Genomic DNA, 13,000 nt, shown 5'->3' on the forward strand with positions numbered 1-13,000 from the left:
CTTGAACACATTGTAATTTAATCCGGCTGCAGGTGGTGCTGCCCCCCAGTCCACCGACGCTGCCACAAACAACCGAGAACCGACAACACATGACCATACAAAATCTCATCCGTAAACGCTGGGTAAAAGTTTGCCTTGGACTTGTTGCATCCCTTATCCTTTTTGTAGCCCTCCTGCCGCTCGGTATTAAATATTACCTCATCCACTGGCTTGTGAAAAACGGAGCCGAAAGTGCCTCCATAGACACCCTTTCCTTTAACCCCTTTCTTGGCAGGATTACTCTCGGCAGCCTTGATGTCCAGGGAGGAAAGCGTTCAATCCTCCATCACTCCAACCTTGTCATCGATCTCGATCTTACCTCTCTTTTTGACCGTAGTGTCCGGGTAGAAAAATCTGAATACCGCGACCTTTACCTCGAAATTGAACAATACGAGGATGGCACATGGCGCTACGGTTCTTTCACTATGTCGGGTGGTGCACCTAAAAAGCAGACTCTTGACCCACCGGATCCCTCCGGCCCGGGTTGGGGATTTCGTGCGGATAATGTCCTGATCGAAAATTGCAGCATCCATGTCAAAACACCCGAAATCGACATGACTCTTACAATCGATCAGGCAGAGTTGAACAGATTTACCACTCAGGGAAAAAACGCAGGCATATTTAAGTTACAGGGCAAAATTGATGACAGTCCAATAACGCTCACCCTCGACCCGCTGAGGGTATATCCCGATATAGAGGTAAACGGAGATATCGAAATTGCAGCTTTCGACCTCAATGAACTGCAAAAGCTCCTTGCATCATCTCTGCCCAAACTCAACGGCCTATTCGGCATGAAGGGTCAAGTGATCTTCACCATGTCTGACACAGCTGGGATGGCTACTGACTATCGGGGAATCATCTCTCTTGAAAAAACCGATCTTGGAAACAGTGATTTTCAAACCGCTGCCCAAACAATCAGCTGGGATGGCAGTGTACATTATGGGGCTCCGTCGGGTAAGCCTGCCGAAGTTGACACCGACGGTTTACTGGCAATTCGCGGTTTTGCTCTTGAACAGCCGGCAGCAAACCTTGCTTTGAAAAACGAGTCCATCGACTTCGATGGGCAAATCGATCTGACCCTCGGCGAACAGCTCTCCTTAGTCCATGACGGTTCACTCACCATGAACAGCATCGACATGCAAATACCAGATCTTTTAATGAAAGAAGATACGATTTCCTGGAAGGGACAGCTGAGCTATCAAGCCTCAGGCACGGAAAGCAAAGTCGAAACCCAAGGTGGCCAGCTGGCTATTCGTGGGCTCTTTCTGGAACTGCCCACAGCGAACCTTTCGCTGAAAAACGAATCCATCGACTTCGATGGAGAAATCGATCTATCTCTCGGTGAAGAGCTAGCCTTAGCCCATGACGGTTCACTGAGCATGAACAGCATCAATCTGCAGCTGCCAGATCTTTCCCTTACTGAAGACACTCTTTCCTGGAAGGGACAGGTAAGCTATAACGCTGCAGGCAAGGATAAAAAAGTTGCAAGCAAAGGCGGTCTATTGCTTGGTGGTATTGACCTGAAAAAATCCGGTTCAGAGACCCCTCTTGGTGTTAAAGGCAAGGATATCTCCTGGAACGGCGCAGCCGATGTGACGTTAACCAGTGAAAACAACACAACTCAAGTCAGCCTTGACGGTAACTTGGCAGCAACATCACTTGCCACAGAACTAACCGAGCCACCAATGCAGATGCAGCAGGGGCAAATCAAGGTACAGACGAAATCCTCGCTCACCCTTGGCAATCAGTTAGCTCTCAGTGGCAAAAGTGGTTTAGAAATCAGTACGTTTAACTTGAAACAGGGAAGCGAAGCTGAAGCAATGAACGTCGAGTTTGAAAAGCTCGTCATCTCAGATCTCGCAAACACCAGCACCACCTCAATTTCTGCCAGTGAAATCCGCACCACCAAGATCACAGCAAGTATTCCTGGTGACATGCCACTTGCTGTGAGTATTCCCGAAATTCATCTCGCTAAATTTCGTACAGACGATCTCTCCACCTTTTCCTTTGAAAGTCTTGATGTCCACAACCTGCAAACCTCCGCAACCCACAACAATAGTGAACTGGCCACACTTGGCCAACTGGGAATGAATAACATTGTGGTTGGCAAAGAAGGAAACTTCGGGGCGAAGGATATCGCGCTGACAGACCTCACACTCCTTCCCCCCACAGAAAAAGATACACAACCGGTTCTCTCTTTGGCAAAACTTATCACCGATACGTTTAGTTGGGATCAACAGGGCGGATTGCAAAGTGGAACTATTGCTCTCGATAAGCTGGCGGTGAATATTACTCGAGACAAAGATGGCCAAATGAATTTTTCCCGTGAGCTGGCAGCCATGAAAACTGGCAAACTCATTGCTGCCGAGACAACAACCCAGGCCAACGCCACACCAACTGCAGCCCCGGCAGCGAAACAGCAAGGACCCGAACAACCCGCCGGAAATGCCATGCCCATTCAGATAGCCGCCATCACTATCAGCAAGGACAGCACTCTCGCTTTTCGCGATCAAACCATGGCGGTACCCTACGCCACCAGCCTCAATATCGAAAAGTTCTCTCTTAAACCTCTCGATTCGACCCAGCCAGACAAGGGATCTGAACTGCTGCTGGAAGGCAAACTTGAGAAAAAAGCGCCGCTGAAAATAGCTGGCATCATTAAGCCATTTAAAAGAAAACCGGATCTCAAACTCGATCTGATACTGAAAAATTACCCACTGACCAGCCTCTCACCCTATACCGTTCAGGCAGTGGGCACAGCCCTTTCAAGCGGCAACCTGAAACTGACGACCAAGGTTGCCCTTGCAGGCGACAAAATCGACATGAAAAACAACGTCGTGCTGGCCAATCTCAAAACCGATACCATATCACCTGAGCTCGCAGCCGAACTCAACAACCAGCTACCGGTTCCCCTCGACGCCGCGCTGGCCATGATGCGTGACGGTGATGGCAACATCTCACTCGACATCCCCATCAGCGGACCACTCGACAATCTCAACGTCGGCATTGCCTCAATCATCGTAACAGCGCTGAACAAATCCATCGTTTCTGCGGCCTCCTCCTATTTTGTCTACACTCTGGGACCCTACGCGGCGCTCGCTTACGTGGGAATGAAGGTTGGCGAGAAGATGCTGCAGGTGGATCTGCCGCCGGTAATCTTCGAGCCCCAAGCCCAGGAGTTGACCGACGAGCACAAGGATTATCTTAAGCGAATCGCGAAGATGTTGACGGACAACAAAGACCAGGATTTACGCCTCACACCGCATATCACACCTAGTGAACTTCAACCAAAAGAAGAGGATGGCAAATCAAAGAAAGGCAAAAAGGAGCAACCGGCAAAACCGGATGCAGAGATGCAAAAACAGCTGGAGCAACTTGCTCAGCAGCGGGTTGCGACAATCACCGCTTTTCTGATCGACAAGAACGGCATTGATAAACTGCGGATTCTGGTCAGCGACCCGGTAATCGATACGGCTAAAGAAGCCAAGCCGATGGTTATGCTAGAGGTGAAATAGCAAGGAGAAAGCTCTGCAGGTTCTCCCTGCAGAGCGTGTTACCATGTACTGCCCATCTTTTTTCTCAGAGAAGTTTATTCTTTTTCAAATCCGCAATGAAGAGGCCGGTAGCGGTATCAATAAACTTGTTGGTCATCACCGGATCAGTCACCTCCGATCTGCCTGACCAGATCAGCTTCCGGGTACCTACGTCATAAAGGTGCGACTCCAACTCCAGCTTAAGCTTGTTGCTGGTACTGGTGCTTTCAGTTGTGCTGGCGATCATCATTCCATAATCCATGGGCGCATCCTTAAGCACCCCATAAATGCGGCCGACAGAATCACCCGTACTGGTGGTTCTTGAATAATCGGCGAGCCGCGTTATCAATACCGTTTTAGCGCCGGTATCTTTAGCAGCCTGTACCACTGTTTCATAATTTACGACCTCCTTCACCGCTTCAACAGTATTGCCCTTAAAAGAGCGCACACCCTCCCGCTGCAGTCCCCGTGCAAAGGAATTCTCAAACAATCTCCGGACAGTCGCGTCCCTCGCCACCCCAATGACCAGAGTATCCTCAATCTTTTGCCCCGAACCCACGACAGCCGGATCAATCCACGAGGAAAGCAACCGGTTTCTGGTCGTGCACGATGACAGTCCAATCACTAACAACAGGACCATACAGGCAACAGGGGATAACGAGCGGTGGCTGAATCGGAAAACTTTCATAACACTCCTTTTGTAAAATATGTTTACTCCATAAGAATCTGATAACAGCAGCATTCATTTGTCGTAAACTATCTGATGAGCACCCGCAGAACAATATCTTTTTCCACCGCTCCAAGAGCGCCACCCTGTTTCAGTTCAAAATACAGAGAACCCTCTCAGGCAGAACGAACAAACAGCTCGAACAGTGTGAGCAGAATTTCCACCACGATAAGAATGACAATATACCACTCCACCCGCAAACTCCGTCTGGCTTGCAGCAACTCCAGAGCCGTCTGAGCCGTGCGTGAGACCAGATCGATTTTCCGCGCAAGTGCGCTGTCTCGCTCCCGTAATTCGAATTCGACATCAAGCATCAAATAGAGTCCTTCCAACTCGCTATGCTCCCAGAGCAGATCGGGTTTTTCCGCCACCGCCGCCCGGCCGACCATGTCATGCTCGGTCGTCAGTGCCGTGCCAATGGTCTGCAACAGCTTCCGACCACTGCGCACGCCCCGGCTCGCCGCAAGCTGTTCCGCCATCGGTTCCACCAGGTCAAACCCTTGCGTTATTCTGGTTTCGTAACTGGCCAGCAGAACCGACCTGGCCATCATCTCCGAGAGTAGCTGCAGCCTGGGTATTGACAAATCGCGAAGCATGATGCGATCCTCTTTCACCCGCTCATCCTGATTGGGGCTGACAACAACCTCGAACGTCTCCTCCTCAGCCCTCTCCACCTCTCCTTCCAAAAAAGGCCTGAGAGTCTTTTCGATGAGATGCTGCTGTTCAAGAGGAGAAATATTGACAAACACGACAACCCCATAGCGAAACAGCACCACATACCCCTTATCACCTTGGGAAAAGACCATAGGGGAGACGGCCAGTGCAGATTCCGACGGGAACCTGCGAAGCTGGATTCTGCGAGCAACCTGCACCGCCCGCACCGGTACATTTGATGGTAATTCCATATAGTTCAAGACCCTTGCAAGAAACCAGGCTGGCGAGTCGTCAAATTCAACGCAATCTCTGCGTCACAACTTTCAGCCATTTGCTCAACAAGCGGACAGCACCTTGTGCACAACCTGCGAAAGTTGCTCCATGGTATACGGTTTCCTGATAAAGCCGCCAACGCCCAAACGCATTCCCGCCTTCACGTCCTCGCTTTCAGAAAAGCCGCTGGCTATAACCGCTTTCTGCCCGGGATGGAGAGCTATGATCTTCTCATATGTTTCTGCACCGTTCATGCCAGGCTCCATCAGCATGTCGAGAAGGACCAGATCAGCACGCTGCTCTTTCAACCAGGTCAAGGCCGACTCCCCAGACTCTACCGCATAGGCCAAATAGCCAAGAGCACCGAGAAGCTGACAGGCTATCTCTCGCAGCTGCGGTTCATCATCCACCACCAGGATGGTTTCCCCATTTCCCCTGAGCACCCTCGATGTTTTCGCCGATTTATCAATCGCCCCCCCACCCACAGTCACAACAGGTAAAGTGATAATAAACGATGTACCTGGTAGCGAACTGTCAACCTGCACGCGACCACCATGATTCTGTACCGTATTCCACACCACTGTCAATCCCAGGCCGGTACCGCTGCGCCCCATCATCTTTTTGGTGTAAAACGGCTCGAAAATATGCTCGACATCCTCTTGCCGGATACCACTGCCGGTGTCCTGAACCGTCACGACGATGGCGTCGTTTTCTGGTGAGTCCGGATGCATTCTGCCGGTACGAGTGGAAATTGTTACAGTACCGGAACCTTCTATAGCCTCAAAGCCATTCGTGACAAGGTTCATAAGACACTTCTTTACGTGTACCGTAGAACAGGAAATAATCGAATGCGGCGCTGTCAACTCTGTCCTGATACTGATATCCGGATAGGATGCTTCTATTTTAACAAACTCAGGGGACAGAAGATACTCCTCTATCAGCTCGTGCACATCGCGATGCTCCATGACACTCGCTGAACTGCGGGCAATGACCAGCATATCGGCAACAATCATAGCTGCCCTGTTCCCAGCCTCGAGAATCGCTTCAAGTGGTTTTTTCAGCTCGGGCTGATCTCCATATCTCAGCAACATCAGCTCAGGGTAGCTGATAATCCCTGCCAGGATATTGTTCAGGTCATGCGCCACGCCACCGGCCAGCATGCCAAGAGCCTCCATCTTGCGTGATTGCTCCAGCTTTTTCTGGAGAAGAAACTTCTCCTCCGTCGCCTGTTTCATTTCTGTAATATCGACGACCACCCCTTCTATCCAGTTATGTTCCGGATAGTAGCTGGCGGTAAACCGAAACCAGCCGACCTCCCCATTTTTCCGGCGCAACGGCGCTTCAAAGTTGGTGATTCCCCCTCTGTTTTTTAACACCGAGAGAAAATGCTGGCGGTCAAGCGGATTGAGATATGCCCCGCCGACGGAAAAGTTGGCAAGAAAATCCTGGCGGTTTTCATAACCTGCCATCCGGGCCAAAGCGTCATTGGATTCCAGAATGGCATCATCCTCAGGGGAACTGCGAAAGAGGCCGACCTGAGCATTATAAAAAAGATTTCGATATTTCTGCTCATTTTCCAACAATCGCCTTTCAGCACTTTTCCGGGATGTCACATCCCTGATGATCGCCTGGATCGTCCCGCCGATTTTCTGTTCGATCAGCCGGGCACTGATCTCCACCTCCACCCGCACCCCGACCATGGTTCTGAACGCCGTTTCGTAGCGGGCATCCCCCTTCTTCTCAACGTCTCTGAAAATTTGCTGAATTGCCGCAAGGTCTTCTCGAAAATGCAGGTCGAAAACATTTAACGCCAGCAACTGCTGCCGCGGATAGCCCAACAGCTCAGTAGCTCTGACATTGCAGTCAAGAATGGTACCTTCACCGTCATAAATGAGAATTGCATCATTGGACTGTTCGAACAGTTGCCGAAAACGACGTTCGCTTTCACGCAGATCGTCAAGGGATTGCTTTCTGTCAATGGCCAGGGCAATCTGGTTTGATACCGCCGACAAAAGCTGCAGATCGTCTTCGGTGTACATATCCGGGTTGGTATAGCTCTGTACGGCAATGACACCAATGACCTCATTACGGATCATCAGAGGCACCCCCATCCAGATAAGCGGGGTAGGCCCCCAGATCCCTTCCTGTTGCGCCCGTTCCTGTAACTGCTGGCTTCTCAACAGCAACGGTTCACGGCGAAGCACGACCAGACCCGTCAGTGAGTTACCGGTATCAAAATCGGTAATCGGTGAGAAATCTTTGTCCACCGTATCAACATAATATGGAAAAAAAAGGGTTTTCTTCTCGCTGTTGACTATGGCAATGAAGGAATTGGTGACATCGATAATCGAACTCAACGCCTGGTGGATAACCTGGTACAGTTTGTCGAGATCCGGAGTACTATTGACAGCATTGGCAATCGCATAGAGAACGCGGTTGACTTTTTCCGCCCTGTGGCTGGCGAGATCTCTCTTTCCCAGCTCATCCCCTTGCCCTGGACTCATTTGTCTTATACTGTTTTTCTGAACTGTCTGATCTGCCATGTCCTTTGCGTGCTCCGCCCCAGCCTCACAGCTGCCAAGTTTCCATACCATCTAGATAAAACATATCTTCTTCACAAACCAATATTTGCAGCTATTGCCGCATCTCATAGTAGATGGGCACACTATAATTATACAGCAATCCAATCAAAGTCATGCAATATCGAGATATCTGTCAAGGTTCCTTCCCCATGACATGCTGTATCATTTGGCTGGGGGAAAGCTTGGTGGACGATGGTCCGGAGCGAATATAAAACTCCTCGTTTTTCCCCACCATCAGAAAGACAGGGTTCGAAGCTGGCCGGCATTCCAACATAGCAACCTGATCTGCCCCGCCCTCAACTATTGTTATTTCAATGCATAATGAAAACTCTGCACCAATGTGTTGATGAATGAGATTTTTTATATGGAGAAGGCACCGGTCATTGTTTTCAAAACCATCCGCTTCCAACCCGATAATCTGGCCATGATCGTCAACACCTATCAGCAGAACGCCACCATTGCTGTTAAGAAAGGCCACAACACTTTTCAACCAGGCTAATTCAATTTCTTTGCCATGATTGCCTGTACGCAGGTTCATTCTAACACTTGACTTAAACTCTATCCCTGCTCCTTCACCTTCCCTGAGACAGTTTTGCAGACGAACCTCAGGGGCAAGTGTACCCGAATCAGGATGGCGCCATACTCCTGACTTCCAAAGATAGATCATAAGTAATGGGCTGATCAGCAAAACCGTTACAACATCGACGAGGTCAATTGCATAGAGGCGCGTATTGAATCCCTGCAGCAGTTTCTTCTCCGGCACCACCACTCCCACCCACAACGATCGCCCTTCATGAAGAAGTGGCTGAAGAGACGCCAGCCATTTCTGGCCGTTGTATCTTACAACGGTCAACGATCTGGCAGGACGCCCAGCCTCCTCCCAGCGACGTTCAATTTCCGGCAATACAGCCTGCACATTTTCGGAAAGAATACCATTATCCAAGATATGCCTGGCCAAAAATGTGCCACCATAGGAGTTGACCAGGAAAAAATCGGCCTGTACCTGAATTCCGGCATCGGCCAGTAACTGTTCTATGTTGCTGAGCAGGATATCAATACCGAAAACCGTATACCCAGACTGCCCGCCGGTATTCTTCCACCCTATGGAAGCCGTTACCCCATCCTCCTGGGACTCGAAAAACGTATATGGACTTGTCCAGCTTATCGAATCAAGATCATCAACCAATTTGAACCACGGTCGCCGCACAGGATTATACTTCCCCTTCTGCTGCCACTCAGCTCCGGGCGTACCGGCACTGTTCCATAACTGATAATTCATGATGGCGACATCTTCCGACTGCTCCACTCTCCGAACCAGAAAACCGCTTTCATGTCGCGTAAGAAAATACTCCCGCCCCTTATTGTTGGCCATCACCAGACCGCTGAATCCCTGTTCGTGCTGGAGAAAGGGGAGAAGCTGCTTGTTGAGTTCTTCGATTCTCTCTATATCGAGCAGCCCACTTTTCCCCCACTCCCTCACCATTGTCAGCTTATTTTCAACATTTTCGATAAACGTCTGGAGTTTTTTCAATTCAGCATCACTTACTGCCTTGATAACGGTTGCCGCCAGATCATCTTTCATCCTCCAGTATTGATAGCCGTTGACCAACAGCAGAATCCCGATCAGGATAATAAAAGATATGATAAAAGGCATGCCACGGCGAACAATTGCGGCAATTCCAGTCTGCTTGTTCTGATTTGTCATAATTGCTATGGATTATTTTCCATCCTAGAGACCTTAATGCGTACTGCTTCACAAAAATAACCTCCGCCGGTCGCAAACCACAACCTAGCGCATATCTTCACCATTCGCAAAAGACAATTTCAAGGCATCTTCTCGCCAAACCGGCATCGGTAAGATCTGTCCTTGAGCAACAGCCGTGGTGTTGTGTTCAGCTTAGGAGGTTGGCAGCTCGACTTTCAGATGTGCAGAGATGCGCAGACTGCGACGAAGGAACTGGGAGAGAGAATCTATCACCATATTGAGCATCGCGGTGACGACAATGAGCAGGAGTGCCGTATCGAGATGATCGCTCGAGATGGCACTATCGATATAATAGCCAAGGGTGGTGATCCCCAGAATGCCGAGGATGGCCGACTCCCGCATGATCACTTCCCAGCGATAAAAAAGAAAGGCCAGGAACTGGCCGTAACAGCGGGGCAGCACTTCATAGAGATAGCGGTTGATTCTGCTGGTCGAACTATCAAACGGTAGCTGCAGCAAGTTGACGTTTCCAGCCGTGATAGAGGAAAGAATGCCGCCGTTATGAAGAGACATCGCCAGAATTGCCGGCAGCATCGACGGTCCCCAGAGAATGAGGAAGATATAGGCCAGGATATATTCCGGGGTAGTACGCAGGATCACCAGCAACATTTGGGTGGTACCCGTCACCCCGGCCGAGTGAAACCTGCGACTGGCAAAAGGGAAGACCATCAAGGTCAACACCGCTGTGCACACCAAAGCGATCTGGGTAAGCACCATTGTCTGCCAGATACCAGGTAGCGCCTCCGTTTTCATCACTTCGAGCAACCAGGCCCCAATGGCAGCAAACGGCAATGTTACCGCCTGGGTACCGGTATAGTAGCCCTCCGCCCGCATGGGCCAGGGCAGAATATCGTAGGTGAAAAAGCGGATTATATTGGCAGACGACAACGACACATCCCAGGAGGTCAACAGCACTGCCCCAATACAGGCAAACACCAGCAGGCGCGGTTTCGCCCAGAACCTGATCGAGATGATCAGCAGATAAAAACTATAGAGCAGGGCCGCCGCTTCACTATACATACCTTCCCGAAAGGCGGTCTCCAAGTGGTAGCCTATGGTCGGCAACCCTATAAAGCCCAATATGGCACTGGAACGCAAAGCACACTCAAAGCGATACGAGGTATAGTTTTTCAACTCGCCATAGATGATCGGCAGGGTTGTATAGAAAAAACCACTGACCCGGGAAGTGTTCGGGGCCAGGGCTTCGGCCGGACGCTGATCCGACTCCTGGCGGATTTCCGCATACACTTTGGCAAAAACTCCCGCATAGGGGATGGCGATAGCCAAGATACCACAGAGGCTGTTCAGGCCGATGATGGGCATGAAGATGAACGCCCAGAACAGCTCATGGATAGCCCTGATAAAACCACAAAAGAGACGAACAGGAGTTAGAGAAAAAAAGAGAGACAGCAACCAGCCAAACACTATTGCCAGACTGATGCCGATGAGGGCAAAGCTGACCGTGTTAATGAGCGCCTGCCAGAACCCAGGCAGACTGAGAAAATCAGGGGTGAGCAGGCCTAGCCCAAGCTTTTGCAGCTCCCCCCAGGGTTCAAGAGTGGTGATGGAGATATTTGCAACAAATAACGCTCCAACAGCGATGAAAACAAACCAGAGGCTGGTGCGCAGCATGTCAACAGTAAAGCTCCGCCAGCTGCGCATTGGAAACGGAATCAGCCGGCAGGTCAAAAAGGATCTGGCTGTCTTTTAAGCCGATGACCCGATCAAAGAACCTCTGCGACAAACTGACCGAATGGAGCGACGAGATCACGGTACTGCCCGCCTCGACAATGAGTTGCATGATCTCTTCGCGCTGCACTACATCAAGAGAGGACACCGGCTCGTCCGCCATTACGACCTGACCGCCGCGATAGAGCGCCCTACCAATACCAACTCGTTGCTGCTGTCCCCCGGACAACTCTCCGACCCGTGTGAATAGCTTATCGGCAAGTCCAAGATGGGCGGCAATGGGCTCAATCTCCGCCCGGTGTTTCGCTGAAGGGCGAATAAGATTGAGCACATTTGTCCATACGGAATGGTGATCCAGCCTGCCCATATAGATATTATGAAACACCGATAGCTGCGGAACCAGGGCTTGATGTTGATGAATAAAGGCACAATCCCTGGGATTCAATTGATAAAGGCGCCGCAGCAAAGTGGTCTTACCTGCCCCGCTGCGGCCAATCAGCGCTACTTTTTCTCCCGCTTTGATCGTAAGGGAGATGCCCCTAAGTACCACCGTGTCGCCATAGGCCATAGTCTCCTCTGTTAGTGACAGCAGAGGAGAACTTTTTGCCGATAGATATGCACTCACTGGGTTACCATACGTTATCGGAAAATACCAATAGCCCGGCCGGTGTCGAGAATCGGTTGGTACATGGTGTTGTCGGCAGGAATAAACCGCTTTCGAGGGAAGGCATTAAGCAACACCGGATCGGTAATTTCAATCAGGGCCTTCTGAATCTTAGCAATCGTGCCTTCACCAAAGACTTTTTCAACATCACCGCGCACGGTCCAGTTGTAGTCGGGATACTCCGGGGTTTTCCAGATGACGGTAACCTTGGACGTATCGATTTTTCCTTCTGCTAACTCTTTCTCCCACACCTTGAAATTCACAGCACCGATCTGGAAACTGCCTGACTGCACCAGGGCAATGGTCTTGGAATGATCACCGGAAAAGCCGACGGTGGCAAACAGCTCTTCCGGACTCTTACCAAACTGTTCCCGGATATAATACTCCGGCATCAAACGACCTGAAGTCGAGTCCTTTGAGCCGAAGGTAAACGTCTTGCCTGCAACGCCTGTTGGGATCGTTGAACCCTCAGCAAGCCCTGTTGAATGATGGGCGATAAGATAGGAGACAAAATGTTCATCCTCCTCACCCTGGGCAACAGCGACAGAACCAGGAACCGCCAGCCTAGCCTGGACACCGGAGAGTCCACCGAACCAGGCCATCTGCACATCGTCGTTTTTGAACGCCTGTACGGAGGCAGAGTAAGACTTCACCGGCACATAGGTGACCTTGAATCCCAGCTGCTCGGTAAGATAATCAGCGATCTTACCGAACCGTTCCTGCAAGCGGGCCGTATCCTGATCAGGAATCGCCGTAAACTTGAACTCTTTTGCCATAGCAGCAACAGGCAAAATGGTCGCAACAGCCAAAACAAGCAAGAGCATAACAATTGAACATTTCTTCATGCGCATTTTGCTCCACATAACTGGTATCATATTGAAAAACTAAACGAATTTTCCTTTTGACAATTATTCCTGCATTCCACTATGCTCATAAAATGATTCCAGGTCCAATAGTTACATTGGATCTATTCAATCTCTGCCATAGGCCATTCCAATATTTCAGAATGTCCGGAAGGTTAAATTCGGCATTAACCCAAAACCCATAAAAAAAAAGACCGGGTATGCTCTGATG

8 protein-coding genes are annotated in these 13,000 nt (G+C 50.2%); 1 reads left to right on the plus strand and 7 read right to left on the minus strand.

Features of this window, described 5'->3' with window-relative positions:
- Window positions 1-89 precede the first annotated feature (89 nt).
- Complete coding sequence (locus BUF15_RS00150) at window positions 90-3,554, plus strand: DUF748 domain-containing protein (RefSeq protein WP_073611421.1); 3,465 nt, start codon at window positions 90-92, stop codon at window positions 3,552-3,554.
- A 64-nt stretch (window positions 3,555-3,618) separates the two neighbouring features.
- Here BUF15_RS00150 and BUF15_RS00155 read toward each other — a convergent pair whose 3' ends face one another.
- From BUF15_RS00155 to BUF15_RS00185, 7 genes are all read right to left on the minus strand, one after another.
- Complete coding sequence (locus BUF15_RS00155) at window positions 3,619-4,260, minus strand: hypothetical protein (protein WP_073611422.1); 642 nt, start codon at window positions 4,258-4,260, stop codon at window positions 3,619-3,621.
- Between the two features lie 155 nt (window positions 4,261-4,415).
- Window positions 4,416-5,204: an RMD1 family protein gene (locus BUF15_RS00160; RefSeq protein WP_073611423.1), complete on the minus strand. Its 789-nt coding sequence runs from the start codon at window positions 5,202-5,204 to the stop codon at window positions 4,416-4,418.
- Window positions 5,205-5,288: 84 nt separating this feature from the next.
- Window positions 5,289-7,769: a PAS domain S-box protein gene (locus BUF15_RS00165; protein ID WP_159441191.1), complete on the minus strand. Its 2,481-nt coding sequence runs from the start codon at window positions 7,767-7,769 to the stop codon at window positions 5,289-5,291.
- A gap of 172 nt (window positions 7,770-7,941) precedes the next feature.
- Window positions 7,942-9,513, minus strand: a complete 1,572-nt coding sequence (locus BUF15_RS00170) for an RNA-binding domain-containing protein (RefSeq protein ID WP_073611425.1) — start codon at window positions 9,511-9,513, stop codon at window positions 7,942-7,944.
- Between the two features lie 192 nt (window positions 9,514-9,705).
- A complete protein-coding gene (locus BUF15_RS00175) occupies window positions 9,706-11,205 on the minus strand; it encodes a PhnE/PtxC family ABC transporter permease (RefSeq protein WP_143170583.1) in 1,500 nt (499 codons plus the stop codon).
- A gap of 1 nt (window position 11,206) precedes the next feature.
- Entirely contained in the window at window positions 11,207-11,830 is a 624-nt protein-coding gene (locus BUF15_RS00180; protein WP_073611427.1) for a phosphonate ABC transporter ATP-binding protein, read from the minus strand.
- 71 nt (window positions 11,831-11,901) lie between these two features.
- Window positions 11,902-12,771: a putative selenate ABC transporter substrate-binding protein gene (locus BUF15_RS00185; protein ID WP_143170584.1), complete on the minus strand. Its 870-nt coding sequence runs from the start codon at window positions 12,769-12,771 to the stop codon at window positions 11,902-11,904.
- Window positions 12,772-13,000 lie beyond the last annotated feature (229 nt).

The organism is Desulfopila aestuarii DSM 18488, assembly GCF_900143695.1.
Lineage (GTDB): Bacteria > Desulfobacterota > Desulfobulbia > Desulfobulbales > Desulfocapsaceae > Desulfopila > Desulfopila aestuarii.